The sequence below is a fragment of the Burkholderia sp. RF4-BP95 genome, from assembly GCF_001521985.1.
In the GTDB taxonomy this organism is placed as follows: Bacteria; Pseudomonadota; Gammaproteobacteria; order Burkholderiales; family Burkholderiaceae; genus Burkholderia; species Burkholderia diffusa.
Window position 1 is genome coordinate 1 of the sequence record NZ_LOSX01000069.1, and the last position, 15,991, is coordinate 15,991.

General features: G+C 67.0%; 12 protein-coding genes and 1 pseudogene. 8 read left to right on the top strand and 5 right to left on the bottom strand.

What is annotated here, in order from left to right; genetic code table 11:
* A partial coding sequence (locus tag WS46_RS22735; RefSeq protein WP_179949180.1) for an AAA-associated domain-containing protein occupies nt 1-447 on the top strand: 447 nt, incomplete at its 5' end.
* 27 nt (nt 448-474) lie between these two features.
* Here the strand turns inward: WS46_RS22735 and WS46_RS22740 are convergent.
* Nucleotides 475-1,353: a MurR/RpiR family transcriptional regulator gene (locus WS46_RS22740; RefSeq protein ID WP_059691842.1), complete on the bottom strand. Its 879-nt coding sequence runs from the start codon at nt 1,351-1,353 to the stop codon at nt 475-477.
* Nucleotides 1,354-1,697: 344 nt separating this feature from the next.
* Between WS46_RS22740 and ggt the strand changes: the two genes are divergently transcribed.
* Nucleotides 1,698-3,449: a gamma-glutamyltransferase gene (ggt, locus tag WS46_RS22745; RefSeq protein ID WP_059691843.1), complete on the top strand. Its 1,752-nt coding sequence runs from the start codon at nt 1,698-1,700 to the stop codon at nt 3,447-3,449.
* Between the two features lie 230 nt (nt 3,450-3,679).
* Nucleotides 3,680-5,008 (top strand): dicarboxylate/amino acid:cation symporter, encoded by a 1,329-nt coding sequence (locus tag WS46_RS22750; RefSeq protein WP_059526554.1) that lies wholly within the window; start codon nt 3,680-3,682, stop codon nt 5,006-5,008.
* On the opposite strand, the gene WS46_RS22755 is transcribed toward WS46_RS22750, so the two are convergent.
* Together WS46_RS22755 and WS46_RS22760 are read right to left on the bottom strand one after the other, a co-directional pair.
* Nucleotides 5,005-5,394 (bottom strand): DUF3331 domain-containing protein, encoded by a 390-nt coding sequence (locus WS46_RS22755; protein ID WP_059526553.1) that lies wholly within the window; start codon nt 5,392-5,394, stop codon nt 5,005-5,007. The genes WS46_RS22750 and WS46_RS22755 overlap by 4 nt on opposite strands.
* A gap of 44 nt (nt 5,395-5,438) precedes the next feature.
* Nucleotides 5,439-6,731: an NAD(P)/FAD-dependent oxidoreductase gene (locus WS46_RS22760; protein WP_059691844.1), complete on the bottom strand. Its 1,293-nt coding sequence runs from the start codon at nt 6,729-6,731 to the stop codon at nt 5,439-5,441.
* Nucleotides 6,732-6,879: 148 nt separating this feature from the next.
* Here WS46_RS22760 and WS46_RS22765 point away from each other — a divergent pair, with 148 nt between their 5' ends.
* A complete protein-coding gene (locus WS46_RS22765) occupies nt 6,880-7,533 on the top strand; it encodes a TetR/AcrR family transcriptional regulator (protein ID WP_059527170.1) in 654 nt (217 codons plus the stop codon).
* Nucleotides 7,534-7,555: 22 nt separating this feature from the next.
* Here the strand turns inward: WS46_RS22765 and WS46_RS36560 are convergent.
* Nucleotides 7,556-7,684: pseudogene (locus WS46_RS36560) on the bottom strand (LysR family transcriptional regulator); the annotation flags it as partial.
* A complete protein-coding gene (gene soxR, locus WS46_RS22770) occupies nt 7,680-8,156 on the bottom strand; it encodes a redox-sensitive transcriptional activator SoxR (protein WP_059526547.1) in 477 nt (158 codons plus the stop codon). The pseudogene WS46_RS36560 and the gene soxR, both read right to left, overlap by 5 nt.
* 79 nt (nt 8,157-8,235) lie before the next feature.
* Here soxR and WS46_RS22775 point away from each other — a divergent pair, with 79 nt between their 5' ends.
* From WS46_RS22775 to WS46_RS22790, 4 genes are all read left to right on the top strand, one after another.
* Complete coding sequence (locus WS46_RS22775) at nt 8,236-9,450, top strand: efflux RND transporter periplasmic adaptor subunit (protein ID WP_059691845.1); 1,215 nt, start codon at nt 8,236-8,238, stop codon at nt 9,448-9,450.
* Between the two features lie 13 nt (nt 9,451-9,463).
* Nucleotides 9,464-12,637: an efflux RND transporter permease subunit gene (locus WS46_RS22780; RefSeq protein ID WP_059691846.1), complete on the top strand. Its 3,174-nt coding sequence runs from the start codon at nt 9,464-9,466 to the stop codon at nt 12,635-12,637.
* Nucleotides 12,634-14,130, top strand: a complete 1,497-nt coding sequence (locus WS46_RS22785; protein WP_059691847.1) for an efflux transporter outer membrane subunit — start codon at nt 12,634-12,636, stop codon at nt 14,128-14,130. The genes WS46_RS22780 and WS46_RS22785 overlap by 4 nt, the downstream gene beginning before the upstream one ends.
* 321 nt (nt 14,131-14,451) lie before the next feature.
* Nucleotides 14,452-15,969 carry a cytosine permease gene (locus WS46_RS22790; protein WP_257130042.1) on the top strand — a complete coding sequence of 506 codons (1,518 nt, stop codon included), beginning with the start codon at nt 14,452-14,454 and terminating at the stop codon, nt 15,967-15,969.
* Nucleotides 15,970-15,991 lie beyond the last annotated feature (22 nt).

Here is a 15,991-nt window from a genome sequence, read left to right on the forward strand (position 1 = left end):
CTGATCGAGACGCTCGCGATGGCGCCGTACCACGGCCGCGCCGACATGCCGGAAATCGCGCGCACGCTGCATCTGGAAGTGGACGAACTGTTCCCGATCGCCGAAGTGCTGCAATACCTCGGCTTCGCCGACGTGCGCGAAGGTGACGTGTTCCTCACGCCGCCCGCGCGCGTGTTCGCGGAGTTCGGCACGCAGGAGCGCAAGCTGATGTTCGCGGATCACCTGCTGAAGCACGTGCCGCTCGCCGCGCGAATCAGGAAGGTGCTGAACGAGCGCCCCGGCCATCGCGCGCCGCGTGTGCGTTTCGAGCAGGAGCTGGAGGATTTCCTGTCGGACGAGGCGGCTGAGGAAACGCTCGACGCGGTGATCGACTGGGGGCGTTACGGCGAAGTCTTCTCGTACAACGACAAGACGGAAGTGTTCAGTCTCGAAGATGTCGAGAGCTGACGCCCGCGCCCGAATGATGGCCGACCGTCATTCGGGCAAATCCCACTGATTCGCATCCTGCTCGATCCCGCCCGTACTCAGCCGCTCGATCTTTTCCATCCGCTGCCGCGCCAGTTCGGGAAGCCGGTTCGTCACGCCGATCACCAGCGCTTCGGCGAGCGCGAGCGCCGGCACATTGGTCTGCAGCATCGCGAACGGGCGCCCCTGGATCCGCAGCACGATCTCGGCGAACGCGCTGATCGGCGAGCGCCATTCGTCGGTGATCAGCAGCACCCGCGCGCCGAGCCGATGCGCGGCCTGCGCGAACCGGATGCTGTCCTTCTGATAGCGGCGAAAATCGAAAATGACGAGCACGTCGCCGGGCCCCATGTCCGTCAGCGAGACCGACGCGAGATTCACGTTCGGCTCGACGTACTGCACATGCGGGCGCGCATACGCGAGCGTGAACGAAAACAGCGACGCGAGCGGGGCGGTATAACGTCCGCCGCCGCAGAACACGCGGATATCCGGATCGGCCAGCAGCGTCACCGCTTCGTCGAACGCCGCCGCATCGAGTCCTTCGATCGTGGTGGCGAGCGATTGCGAAAGCCGCTGGAAGATCGCCGCATGGCTGTCGCGCATTCCCGATTCCGAGTGGAAGGCGTCCATCCGCGCGAGCGGCGAATTCATCGCGGTGTCGATCTCGTCGTGCAGCGCCTGCTGAAACGACGGGTAGTTCGGAAAGCCGATCCGCACGACGAAGCGAAACACGGTCGGGTCGCTGACTTCGGCTTGCTTCGCGAAGCTCGCGATCGGCCCGAGCCCGAGGCTCGGATAGCGATCCAGCAGCGCGTGCGCGACCTTCTGTTCCGACGGCGTGAAGCTATCCATCTGGGATAGCAGCAACGCCCTGATGCTTGTCCCCATCGGGCACTCCGGCTTGCTCTTATCTGAATGAACGACAAACGGCAGACATGCGTCTGCCGGCGACTCCATGCATGTTAGCCCATCGACAGGCCGCCAATCGCGTGAGGCCGCAGATTAGAGGGACGTATCACTCCGGGCATCAAACATTCATATGTGTAATAAAACGAACATCTCACGCGGTCGATCGGCGCGCAATCTCGCGCATAAGCTGAGTGATAACCCTAGGTTTTGAGATCAAAATGCCGATGTATGATCGCGGCCTCGCCGGAATGTATCGTTCATTACATGCCGGATCAGCAACGTCGGCCGGCAAGGCCCCGGTCATTCGTCTGGAGGATTCCGTCATGAGGCGGCTCGTCGTACTCACCCTGTTGTCGGCCCTAAGCGCAGGCGCGCTCGCCGCTTCGGAACCCGCGGTGGAAGCGAAGAACGGCATGGTCGTGTCGTCGCAGCACTTCGCGTCGCAGATCGGCGTCGACATCCTGAAGGAAGGCGGCAACGCGGTGGACGCCGCCGTGGCGGTCGGTTATGCGCAAGCGGTGACCAACCCGTGCTGCGGCAACATCGGCGGCGGCGGGTTCATGACCCTGCACCTGGCGGACGGCCGCGACCGCTTCATCAACTTCCGCGAGACCGCGCCGGCCGCGGCGTCCGCGAACATGTATCTCGATGCGAACGGCAACGTCATTCCGGACGACAGCCTGTACGGCTATCGCGCGGTCGGTGTGCCGGGAACGGTCGCGGGTCTCGACCTCGCGCAGCGCAAGTACGGCAAGCTGACGCGCCGGCAGGTGATGGCGCCGGCGATCCGGCTCGCGCGCGACGGCTTCGTGCTGACGCGCGGCGATACGGACATCCTCGACACGACGATCGATCGTTTCAAGAAGGACCCGGAAGCCGCGCGCATCTTCCTGCGCCCGGACGGCACGCCGCTGCAGCCGGGCGACCGCCTGGTGCAGAAGGACCTGGCGCGCACGCTCGAGCGCATCGCGGAGCAGGGCCCCGACGCGTTCTATCACGGCGAGATTCCGAAGATCGTCGAAGCGGCCGCGAAGCGCGGCGGCGGGCTGATCACGGCGGCCGACTTCGCGTCGTATCGTGCGCAGGACATGGCGCCGCTGACCTGCACGTATCGCGGCTACGAGTTCGTGTCGGCGCCGCCGCCGAGCTCGGGCGGCGTGACGATGTGCGAGACGCTGAACGTCCTCGAAGGGTATGACCTGCGCAAGTTCGGCTACCAGTCGGCTTCGGTGGTTCACTACATGACCGAGGCGATGCGCCACGCGTACGAGGATCGCAACACGCTGCTGGGCGACCCGAACTTCATCGACAATCCGGTCGCGAAGCTGACGAGCAAGGCGTATGCGGCCGAGATCCGCAAGCAGATCAGCGGCGACACGGCGACGGCGTCGGTCGAAGTGCAGCCGGGTGTCGGCGTGCACGAAAAGCCGGAGACGACCCACTATTCGATCATCGACCGCGACGGTAACGCGGTGTCGACCACTTACACGGTCAACGGCCGCTTCGGCGCCGTGGTGATCGCGCCGGGCACGGGCTTCTTCCTGAACGACGAGATGGACGACTTCACGGTCAAGGTCGGCGCGCAGAACCTGTTCGGCCTCGTGCAGGGCACGCGCAACTCGATCGCCCCGGGCAAGCGTCCGCTGTCGTCGATGGCGCCGACGATCGTGAAGAAGGACGGCAAGGTGTTCATGGTGGTCGGGTCGCCGGGCGGCTCGCGCATCATCACGATCACGCTGCAGACCGTGCTGAACGTGATCGACTACGGAATGACGCCGCAGGATGCGGTCGGGGCGCCGCGCATCCATCATCAATGGCTGCCGGATCAGGTTTATTACGAAACCCGCGGCCTGTCGCCCGACACGCTCGCGATCCTGCGCAACATGGGCTACAAGATGGTCGAGCAGACGCCGTGGGGCGCAGCGGAGCTGATCTTGGTCGGCCTGCCCGGCACCGAGGCGGCGAGCCGTCAGAGTTCCGGTAACGACTCGTCGGTGTCCGGCAACGTGCGCGTCGGCTACATCTACGGCGTCAACGATCCGCGCCGGCCGGCCGGTTCGGCGATCGGCTACTGACCTGAGCGGATGAGATTCGATTTGATTGCATCAAGCTGAACGGTTGCCCCGGCGTTCGCCCTCGCGCGAGCGCCGCGGCAGCGACAGCGCGTCCGTTCGCGGACGTTCGCAGTATCGAGCGTGGCGGGTGCCAGGAGTCCCGGGCCCGCCTTGCTCGCAACGTGCGCCGTGGCACGGCATCGGCGCGCGTATTTTTTCTTTCACTCCTGCACCGTGCGTCGAGTTCCGTTATGAACAAACGAATGTCTGCGGCAGTCTGGATCCTGCTCGCGATGGCGGCCGGCATCTTCATCGGCTACATGATCTACACGCAGTTTCCCGACAAGCAGGCGGCGACCGAAATCGCCGGCTACATCTCGCTCGTGTCCGACGTGTTCCTGCGGCTGATCAAGATGGTGATCGGGCCGCTCGTCTTCTCCACGCTCGTCGTTGGCATCGCGCACATGGGCGACGCATCGTCGGTGGGGCGCGTGTTCGTGAAGGCGTTCGGCTGGTTCGTCACCGCGTCGCTGATCTCGCTGCTGCTCGGGCTGTTGATGGCGAACCTGCTGCGCCCCGGTGAGAACCTCGGCCTGCCGCTGCCGGACATCGGCGCATCCGCGCATCTCGCGACGTCCAAGTTCACGCTGAAGGATTTCGTCAGCCACATGGTGCCGAAGTCGATCGCCGAGGCGATGGCGAACAACGAAATCCTGCAGATCGTCGTGTTCTCGATGTTCTTCGGCGTCGCGCTGTCGGCGCTTGGCGAGCGCGGCAAGATCCTCGTGGCCGCGATCGACCAGCTGGCGCACGTGATGCTGAAGATCACCGGCTACGTGATGAAGCTCGCGCCGCTCGCGGTGCTGGCGGCGATGGCCGCGACCGTCGCGGTCAACGGGCTGTCGGTGTTGCTGAAGTTCGCGGTGTTCATGGGCGACTTCTACGTCAGCCTGTTCCTGCTGTGGAGCACGCTCGTGATCGCCGGCCTGCTGTTCCTCGGCCGCCGCGTATTCAAGCTGCTGGTGCTGATCAAGGAAGCGTTCATGCTGTCGTTCGCGACCGCGAGCTCCGAAGCCGCGTATCCGAAGATCCTCGACGCGCTCGACCGGTTCGGCGTGCGACGCAAGATCTCGAGCTTCGTGATGCCGATGGGCTATTCGTTCAACCTCGACGGCTCGATGATGTACTGCACGTTCGCGTCGCTGTTCATCGCGCAGGCGTACAACATTCATCTGTCGCTCGGCACGCAGATCACGATGCTGCTGGTCCTGATGCTGACGTCGAAGGGGATGGCCGGCGTGCCGCGCGCATCGCTCGTCGTGATCGCGGCGACGCTGCATCAGTTCGATATCCCGGAAGCCGGGCTGCTGCTGATCCTCGGCGTCGACACGTTCCTCGACATGGGCCGCTCGGCCACCAATGCGGTCGGCAATTCGATCGCCAGCGCGGTGGTCGCGAAGTGGGAAGGCGAGCTGATGTCGGAGTCCGAAGCACTGGCGCATGCCGCGCATCTCGATGCGGAACTGGAACGGCAGAACAGCGAACCGGCCTATGGTGCCGGTCAGGCGACGTCCGTTTAAGCGGCACACGCCTCGTCGATGAACGCCGCCAGCACCATCGCGGCGGCGTTGCCCGGCGCCGAGCCGAGCAGTTGCGGCGCATACACGCTGTCGCCGGGCGCGATCGGCTGCCCCGACAGCGCACAGACGCCGCGCTTGCGCGTCGTGAACAGCCGCCACTTCTGATAGCCGTAGTGGCCGGTGCACGCGTCGCGCCACGAAATCATCACGGTGTCGGCCGTGGGACGTTCGAGCACGCTGATCGTCGGCTGGCTCGTCGCGTCCCACGACGGCAGGCGATCGCGCGTGATGCTGCGCCGTCGCGGTGCGGCCCATGAGACGGACGGCATGTCGAAGCTGCCGATCGCGGCGACCGTCTTGAGCCAGGCTACTGCACTGTTGCTCATCTTTGTTTCCCTCGAAACGTTACGCGATGCCGCGACGTGCGGCATCACGACAGGCGGATGCGCGGCTGCACGCAGCCGTTGATCCGTTCGGCGATCCACAGCAGCGTCGCCTTGGAAAATCCGTGCAGCGCCTGCTGGTGGCGCCGATACAGCATCAGATGGCTGAATTGCGCGAAACGCCCCTGGATGAAGCCGCCGCGAAAGAACCCGAATTGCCCGAGTGTGCCGAACGCGTCGTAGTCGCTGATCGACACGAGCGCGCCGAAGTCGTGGAACGCGAACGGCGGCAGCGGTTTGCCGTCGAGCCACGCCGGCAAGTGCTTCGCGAGATGCTCGGCCTGCTGGGCCGCGACCTGCGCGGTGGGCGGCAGCGGTCGCTCGTGGCCGTCGGGCTGCAGGCTCGCGCAATCGCCGATCGCGAACACGTGCTCGTCGGCCGTGGCCTGCAACGTGGGCCCGACCAGGATCTGGTTCGCGCGGTTCGTGTCGAGCCCGCCCAGCGCCTGCATGAAATCGGGCGCCTTCACGCCGGCCGCCCACACCATCAGATCTGCTTCGGCAAACGAACCGTCGCCATAGTGGAAGCCGTTCGCATCGGCCGCCGTCACGCGCGTCGACGTCAGCACATGAAAGCCGATCTGTTCGAGCCGCCGCTGCGCCGACGCGGAAATCCTCGGCGGAAACGCGGCGAGGATGCGCGGGCCGCTTTCGAGCAGCGTCAGCCGCAGCCGTTCGCGCACCGTCTCGTCGCCGTATGCCTGCGCCACTTCCAGCAGCCGGCTCAGTTCCGCCGCCAGCTCCACGCCCGTCGCGCCCGCACCGACGATCGCGACGCGCAACGGCTCGTCGCGCGCGATGCTGCGAAACACGCGCATCCGCAACGCTTCGTTGAAGGTCTCGGCCTGCTGCTGGCTGTCGATGAAATAGCAGTGCTCGCGCACGCCCGGCACGCCGAAATCGTTGGCCTGGCTGCCGAGCGCGAGGATCAGCACGTCGTATTCGAGCTCGCGCGCGTCGATCATTCGTTCGCCGTCCTGCGAGCGGATCTCGGCGAGCTGCACGCGGCGACGCGCACGATCGAGCCCCGTCAGTTCGCCGGGCTGGTACGTGTAGCCGTGATCGCGCGCATGGGCGAGGAAGATCACCTGCTGTTGCTGCACGTCGCGCGTGCCGGCCGCGATCGTGTGCAGCATCGGCTTCCAGATATGGGTCGGGCCGCGGTCGACGACGGTGACCTGAGCGCGCCCGGTGCGGCCGAGACGTTCGCCGAGGCGGGTCGCGAGCTGCAATCCGGCGATGCCGCCGCCGACGATCACGATGCGGGTAGGGGTTGTCATGGATAAATCATCACGTGATGAATAATGTATGATCCTAGCGCTTCCCGGCTTTGCATGTCAACGGAGCGGGGCAGGCGACCCGGTTCTGGCGATGTGGAACCGGGGCCCGAACGCGGGCATTCGATTCATTCAACGGGAGCAGGAAAACGTGGCTGAAGTCACTGAGCGCGCGCCGTCGAAGCGGCGTACGCGGGGGCGGCCGCTGGCGGAGGCGTCCGTCGGTCCGGACGTGATATTGCGGGCCGCGCGTCGCACGTTCGCGAAGCGCGGCTACGATGCGACGAGCGTGCGCGAGGTCGCGCGCGAGCTGGGCATCGACGCCGCGCTGATCGCCCACCATTTCGGCGCGAAGGAAACGTTGTGGCTGGCCGTCGTCGAGCAGATCGTCGATCTCGCCGAGCCGCTGTTCGATGCGTTGCGCGCGCTGCGCACGTCGTCATTGCCGCATCGCGAGCGCGTGCGGCGCGCGATCGAGCTGTGCGTCGATCACGAATTCGAGGAGCCGGACATCGGCATGTTCTTCTCGACGGCGGCGACCGAAGAGGGCGCACGGCTCGACTGCCTGCAGCAGCGGATCGTGCGGCCGTATCACGACGCGATGTTTCCGCTGCTGGCCGACGCGGTCGAGGCCGGCGAAATCCGCACGGTCGATCCCAACGTGCTGTTCTTCATGATCGCGAGCGCGGTCGGCACGACGGTGTCGTACAGCCACATGATGTTGGAGTTCACGTCGCTGCCCACGCGGCAGGATGCGTTCCGGCAGGCCGTGCTCGACGTCGCGCTCAGCATTCTGCGCGTCTGAGCGCCGCGCGCACGACGCGCGGTCACGTTGCCGCCACCAGCCCCAATGCATCGATCGCGTGCCGCGCGCTCTCGCGCAGCGCGTCGACGCGCTGCGACGGCGTCCGGTAGGCGATCGCCAGTTCGTATGCGAGCGGGCCGCCCGCGTCAGTCGAGATCGGGCGGCGCGTCGCCGAGCCAGCGCCGCGCGCCGGGCCCGTTGCGGCCCGCGCGGTCCTCGGGGTTGGTCAGCTTGCAGCGCTTCAGCGACAGGCAGCCGCATCCGATGCATTCGTCGAGGTTGATGTAGAGCCGCTGCAGTTCCTCGATCCGGTTCGCGACGCGCTGCTTCCAGCCGCGCGACAGCCGCTGCCAGTCCTTGTTGGTCGGCGCGGTGTCTTCCGGCAGGCTCACGAGCTGTTCGGCGATCTCGTCGAGCGAATAGCCGATCTTCTGCGCGAACACGATGAACGCGATCAGCCGCAGTACCGCACGCGAATAGTGACGATGGCTCGAGCCGTTGCGGTGCGACTTGATGAGCCCGCGCTTCTCGTAGAAGCGCAACGTCGATGCCGGCACGCCGCTGCGTGCGGCCACTTCGCGGATCGACATCAGCGGCCATTGCGGGGTTTCGTCGATACCCATGATGCCCTCCGGGAAAGCTTGACTTGAAGTTAACTTCAACTTTTATGCTACGCGGCAGTTTAACCCGTCGCGAGGCATCATGCTCCTCTTATCCCTACGCAGGACGTCGCCTTTGGGCGCGGCCTGCGCATTGCTGCTGGCGTTGTCGGGCTGTCACGACGGCAAAGGCGAATCGTCGGCCCATCCGCTGCCCGAAGTCGGCGTGACGACCGTCGCGCCGCGCACGGTCCGCCTCGCGGACGAATTCAACGGACGCGTCGAAGCGGTCGACGCGGTCGAGCTGCGGCCACGCGTGAGCGGCTATCTGCAGCGCATCGCGTACAAGGAGGGCGACCTCGTCGCGCAGGGCGCGGTGCTGTTCGAGATCGATCCACGCCCGTACCGGATCGCGCTCGACCGCGCGAACGCGCAGCAGCAGCGGGCGCGCGCGGCCGCGAGCCTCGCCGATGTGCAGCTCAAGCGCGTGCGGACGCTGATCGATGCGCATGCAACCTCCCAGGAGGAACTCGACAACGCGCGCGCGACCGCGGAGCAGGCGCGCGCCGACCTGCAGGCGGCCGACGCGGCCGTCGCCGACGCGAAGCTCAATCTCGGCTTCACCGAAGTGCGTGCGCCGATCGCGGGGCGCGTCGGCCGTGCGATCGCGACCGCCGGCAACCTCGCGCGCGCGGACGACACGCTGCTGACGACGGTCGTGTCGCAGGATCCCGTCTACGTGTATTTCGACTGCGACGAGCAGAGCTACCTGCGCTACAACGCGCGGCGCGCCGACCCGAGGCATCGAGCGATCGGCGCGGATCCGGTGCGCGTGGGCCTCGCCAACGAGACGGGCTTCCCGCACGCGGGCACCGTCGATTTCCTCGACAACCGGCTCGATCCGCAAACCGGCACGATCCGCGCGCGCGTGCGGCTGCCGAACGCGGATCACACGTTCACGCCGGGCCTCTATGCGCGCGTGCAGCTCGTCAGCGGCCGCGACCAGGATGCGCTGCTCGTCGACGACAAGGCGGTGCTCACCGACCAGGATCGTAAGTATGTCTACGTGATCGGCGCCGGCGACAAGGCGTTGCGTCGCGACGTGACGATCGGTCGTGTGCTGGACGGCGAGCGGATCGTCGAAAAGGGGCTTCAGTCGGGCGATCGCGTGGTCGTCGACGGCGTGCAGCGGATCTACTATCCGGGTGCGCAGGTGAAGCCGAAGGCGTTGCCCGCACGCGCGGATGCGGGCACCGGCGCCGGGCCGGGCAGCGGCACGCAGGCCGTGGCCGACGCCGGCGCGCCGGCCGCGCAATAACGGGAGACCTGCGATGGATTTCTCCCGATTCTTCATCGACCGGCCGATCTTCGCGGTCGTGCTGTCGATCGTCATCTTCGCGATCGGCCTGATCTCGATCCCGATGCTGCCGGCCGGCGAGTATCCGGAAGTCGTACCGCCGAGCGTCGTGGTGCGTGCGACGTACCCTGGCGCGAACCCGAAGGAAATCGCCGAAGCGGTCGCCGAGCCGCTGGAAGAAGCGATCAACGGCGTCGAAGGGATCATGTACATGAAGTCGGTCGCGGGCTCGGATGGCAGCCTGCAGGTCGTCGTCACGTTCCTGCAGGGCGTCGATCCCGACACGGCCGCCGTGCGCGTGCAGAACCGCGTGAGCCAGGCGCTGTCGCGTCTGCCCGACGACGTGCGCCAGTACGGCGTGACCACGCAGAAGCAGTCGCCGACGCCGCTGATGTACGTGAGCCTTTATTCGCCGGACAACAGCCGCGATTCGCTGTATCTCCGCAACTACCTGACGCTGAACGTGAAGGACGAGCTGTCGCGCCTGACCGGCATCGGCGACGTCGGCGTGTACGGATCCGGCGACTACGCGATGCGGCTCTGGCTCGATCCGAACCGGCTCGCATCGCGCGGGCTGACCGCGAGCGACGTGATCGCCGCGGTGCGCGAGCAGAACGTACAGGTATCGGCCGGCCAGCTGGGTGCGGAGCCGACGCCGAAGAAGAACGATTTCCTCGTGTCGATCAACGTGCGCGGCCGGCTGCGCACGGTGCAGGAATTCGGCGACATCGTGCTGCGCAATGGCGACGACGGCCAGGTCGTGAAGCTGTCCGACGTCGCGCGCATCGAGCTCGGTGCGGGCGACTACACGCTGCGCTCGTATTTCAACGACCGGCATTCGGCCGTGGTCGGCATCTTCCTGTCGCCGGGCGCGAACGCGCTCGACGTCGCGAAGTCCGTGTATGCGAAGCTCGACGAGCTGTCGAAGCGCTTCCCGCCGGGCATCGCGTATCGCCCGGTGTGGGATCCGACCGTGTTCGTGCGCGAATCGATCCGCGCGGTGCAGCACACGCTGATCGAGGCCGTCGTGCTGGTCGTGCTCGTCGTGATCCTGTTCCTGCAGACCTGGCGCGCGTCGATCATTCCGCTCGTCGCGGTGCCGGTGTCGGTGGTCGGCACGTTCGCATGGCTCTACCTGCTCGGCTATTCGATCAATACGCTGACGCTGTTCGGGCTCGTGCTCGCGATCGGGATCGTCGTCGACGATGCGATCGTGGTGGTCGAGAACGTCGAGCGCAACATCGCACAGGGGCTGAGCCCGCGCGACGCCGCGCATCAGGCGATGCGCGAGGTGTCGGGGCCGATCGTCGCGATCGCGCTCGTGCTGTGCGCGGTGTTCGTGCCGATGGCGTTCATGTCGGGCGTGACCGGCCAGTTCTACAAGCAGTTCGCGGTGACGATCGCGATCTCGACGGTGATTTCCGCGGTGAATTCGCTGACGCTGTCGCCCGCGCTTGCCGCGAAGCTGCTGCGCCCGCACGGCGCGCCGAAGGATGCGCTCACGCGTGCGCTCGACCGCGCATTCGGCTGGCTGTTTCATCCGTTCAACCGCTTCTTCGAGCGCAGTTCCGGTCGCTATCACGGCGTCGTCGCGCGCACGCTGAAGCGGCGCGGCGCGGTGTTCGCGGTCTATGCGGCGCTGCTCGCGGGGACCGCGCTGCTGTTCAACGCGGTGCCGGGCGGCTTCATTCCCGTGCAGGACAAGTTGTATCTGTTCGCCGGCGCGAAGTTGCCGGAAGGCGCGTCGCTCGCGCGCACCAGCGCGGTGACCGAGCAGATGACGAAGATCGCGCTCGGCACCGACGGCGTCGAGATGGTGCCGGCGTTCGCCGGACTGAACGCGCTGCAGGGCGTGAATACACCGAACATCACGAACTCGTACGTAATCCTGAAGCCGTTCGACCAGCGTCACCGCAGCGCCGCGCAGATCAACGCGGACCTGAACGCGTGCTTCGCGGCAATCGGCGGCGGCATCACCTATGCGCTGATGCCGCCGCCGATCCAGGGCCTCGGAAACGGTTCGGGCTACTCGCTGTATCTCGAGGATCGCGGCGGGCTCGGCTACGGCGAATTGCAGAAGGCGTTGACGGCATTCCAGGCCGCGGTCGCGAAGACGCCGAGGATGAGCTACCCCGTCAGCGCGTACCAGGCGAACATCCCGCAGCTCGAGGTGAAGGTCGACCGGCTGAAGGCGAAGGCGCAGGGCGTCGCGCTGACCGATCTGTTCAACACGCTGCAGGTCTATCTGGGCTCGATGTACGTGAATGACTTCAATGCATTCGGCCGCGTGTACCGCGTGATGGCGCAGGCCGATGCCGGTCACCGGCAGACGGCCGCCGACATCGCGAACCTGCGCACGCGCAACGCGAAGGGCGAGATGGTGCCGATCGGCTCGATGGTGACGGTCGCGCCCGCGTACGGGCCGGATCCGGTCGTCCGCTACAACGGCTATCCGGCCGCGGACCTGATCGGCGACGCGGACCCGAAGGCGATGTCGTCGTCGCAGGCGATCGCGAAGCTGCAGCAGATCGCGAAAGACGTGCTGCCGCCGGGCATCACGCTCGAATGGACCGACCTCAGCTACCAGCAGGTCACGCAGAGCAACGCGGCGATCATCGTGTTTCCGCTCGCGGTGATGCTCGTTTTCCTGGTGCTCGCGTCGCTGTACGAAAGCTGGACGCTGCCGCTCGCGGTGATCCTGATCGTACCGGTCTGCATGTGCGCGGCGCTGTTCGGCGTATGGCTGTCCGGCGGCGACAACAACGTGTTCGTGCAGGTCGGTCTCGTCGTGCTGATGGGTCTCGCGTGCAAGAACGCGATCCTGATCGTCGAGTTCGCGCGCGAGCTCGAAATCCAGGGAAAGGGCGTGATCGACGCGGCGTTGGAGGCGTGCAGGCTGCGGTTGCGGCCGATCGTGATGACGTCGGTCGCGTTCATCGCGGGCTCGGTGCCGCTGCTGATCGGCAGCGGCGCGGGCAGCGAGGTGCGCGCGGCCACCGGCGTCACCGTGTTCGCGGGGATGCTCGGCGTCACGTTGTTCGGGCTGTTCCTCACGCCCGTGTTCTATGTGGCGATCCGCAAGCTCGCGGGCGGCACGCCGGCCGTGTGGAACGAACAGCATGGCACCCTCGAAGGAGAAAACCGATGAGCGCCGCTTTCCGTCTTTCCGCGCTCGCGATGTCGGTGACGCTCGCCGCGTGCGCGGTCGGCCCCGATTTCAAACGGCCCGACACCGCGGCTGCCGCGCGCTTCGCTCGCGACGCGCATCCGGCCACGCAGGATGCGTCGTCGCCGAACGCGTCGGCGGCTGCCGATGCCACGTTCTGGCGCGGCTTCGGCGACCCGGCGCTCACGCAGTTGATCGACGCGGCGCTCGCGGCGAACCAGGACCTGCAGGTCGCCGTATCGCGCTACGACGCATCGAACGCGCTGCTGTCGCAGGCCACGTTCGACCGCTATCCGACGATTACCGCGAGCGGCCGGATCGGCCACCAGTTGACGAGCAAGGACCAGGCGTTCGGCGCGCCGCGCAGCCAGCGCGATACGCCGATCTCCAATGTCGGGATCAACGCGGCGTGGGAACTGGACCTGTTCGGCCGCGTGCGCCGGTCGATCGAGTCGCAGCGCGCGGAAACGGCCGCGAGCGCGGCCGACGTGCGCGCGGTGCGTGTCGCGATCGCGGGCGAGGTCGCGAGCACGTACGTGGATCTGCGCGGCTCGCAGGAGCGGCTGCGGATCGCACGCGAGAACGCCGACAACCAGAAGCAGACGCTCGCGCTGATCAATACGCGCGTCGGCGCGGGGCGCGGTTCCGAGCTCGATGCGGCGCGTGCGCGCGCGCAGTTCGAATCGACGACGTCGCGGATCGCCGTGTACGAAGCGGCGATCGGCGTCGACGAGCACCGGCTCGCGGTGTTGACCGGACAGACGCCGGATGCGCTGATCGGCCGGTTCGACATGCCGAATGCCGACGCATCGAAAGGCACGCAGGTGCCGCTGCCGGCGCTTGCCGCCGACATCGATCCCGGCACGCCGGGCGACCTGCTGCGCAGGCGCCCCGATGTCGCGGCCGCCGAGGCGCGGCTGCATGCAGCGACCGCGCGGATCGGCGTCGCGACGGCCGACCTGTTTCCGCGCTTCACGCTGTCGGGGTTGCTCGGCAGCGCGACGAGCAGCTATGGGTTCTTCCGTGCGGGCAGCGACACGAACCTGATCGCGCTCGGCGTCGACTGGTCGTTCCTCGACGTCGGCCGCGTGCGCGCGCGGATCGCGGCGAGCGACGCGGAGGCGGCCGGCCAGCTCGCGCAGTACCGGCAGACCGTGCTCGGCGCACTGGAGGAAACCGAGAACGCGCTGCTGCGCGTCGCCCGCACGCGGGACGAGACCGCACACCTCGTGCGGGCGGCGGACGACAGCGCACGCGCGGCGCAGCTCGCGCAGACGCGCTTCTCGGCGGGCGCGATCGACTATTACGAAGTGCTCGACGCGCAGCGGACGCTGCTGCAGGCGCAGGACGCGGCGGCCGACGGGCGGATGCGCAGCGCGGCGTCGACGGTCGCGCTGTACAAGGCGCTCGCGGGCGGCTGGCCGGCGGGAACGGCGCAGGCCGCACCGGGGCCGCTCGCGCGAACGGTGCCGTAGTACACCGGGTCACGCGGCGGGCGGGCGCGGTGCGTCTGCGCGCCGTTCAGCAGGCGGGAACGCCGGGCTGCGGTTCCGCTGTCCGCTGGCGGCGGCCCCGCGCTTCGCCGTCGTACCTGCCTTGCATCGCCCGCACCGCATGCGCGGCGCGGCACGCGACCGATTCCCGGGCGCGAAACATTGTTCTCCTTCGTCGTAAACGTCTCGAATGCGTGATATTTGCGCTGCCCGATCCGGTTTAGAGTGGCCGCAAATTGATGACGATGTGTCGTATGGCCGAAGTCGCTGGCCGTACCGATGCACCAGAGGAGTTGGAGACAAATGGCTGAAGGCAGGATTACGCAAGTTGAATCGTTCGGTTTCGAGCGGATTCCCGACGCATCGCGCTATGCACGTCCGATCGATCTGTTCCGGTTGCTGTTCGGCGGCTGCAATACGTTTTCAACGTCGGTGCTCGGCAGCTTCCCCGTGCTGGTCGGGCTGTCGTTCAAGGCGGGCGTGTGCGCGATCGTGCTCGGCGTGCTCGCCGGCACCTGCATCCTCGCGCCGATGAGCCTGTTCGGTCCGCGCAACGGTACGAGCGACCCCGTGTCGTCCGGCGCGCATTTCGGCATCCACGGCCGGATCGTCGGTTCGTTCCTCGCGCTGCTCACCTCGATCGCGTTCTTCTCGCTCGCGGTGTGGAGTTCAGGCGATGCGCTCGTCGGCGGCGCGCACAACATGGTCGGCGTGCCGGTCAACGGCTTCACGCTCGGCGCCGCGTACATGGTGTTCGCGGTGCTCGTGCTGATCGTCTGCATCTACGGCTTTCGCTTCATGCTGTGGGTCAACAAGATCGCCGTGTGGGCGGCGAGCCTGTTGTTCGTCGCCGGCCTGTTCGCGTTCGCGGGAATGTTCGACATGAACTATGCGGGCACGCTGAGCCAGGGCAGTGCGGGTTTCTGGGCCGCGTTCGTCGGCGCGGTGCTGGTCGCGTTGAGCAACCCGGTGTCGTTCGCGTCGACGCTCGGCGACTGGGCGCGCTACATCCCGCAACAGACGCCGAAGCGGCGCGTGATGGGCGCAGTGTTTGCCGCGCAGATCGCGACCTTCGTGCCGTTCTTCTTCGGCCTCGCGACCGCGACGATCATCGCGTCGAAGGCGCCCGCGTTCATCGCGTCGAACGACTACGTCGGCGGGCTGCTCGCCGTGTCGCCGCGCTGGTTTCTGCTGCCGATGTGCCTGATCGCGATCATCGGCGGGATGTCGACCGGCACGACCGCGCTGTACGGCACGGGCCTCGACGTGTCGAGCATGTTTCCGCGCGTCCTGAACCGTGTGCGTGCGACGCTGCTGATCGGCACGATCGCGATCGCGTTCATCTTCGTCGGGCGTTTCTGGTTCAACCTCGTCGAAAGCGTCGCGACGTTCTCGACGCTGATCGACACGTTCAGCTGCCCGTGGATGGCGATCATGGTGATCGGCTACGTGACGCGTCGCGGCTTCTATCTCGCCGACGACCTGCAGGTATTCAATCGCGGGCTGCGCGGCGGCCACTACTGGTTCACGCACGGCTGGAACCTGCGCGCGATGGGCGCGTGGCTGCCGGCGGCGTTCATCGGGCTGTCGTTCGTGAATCTGCCGGGCCAGTTCGTCGGGCCGCTCGGCGCCCTGGCGGGCGGGCTCGATCTCAGCGTGCCGGTGTCGCTGATGGTCGGTGGATTGCTGTATTTCGTGCTGCTGACGATGCATCCGGAAGCGGACGGCGTGTACGGCCCGAACGGACGCTTCCTGGTGCGCGGCGGCGGGCAGGCGGCGCGTGCTGTCGGCGCGCCGGCGATCCAGCCGAAGGGGTATTGAGCGCCGCATCGTTGGCTGCTTC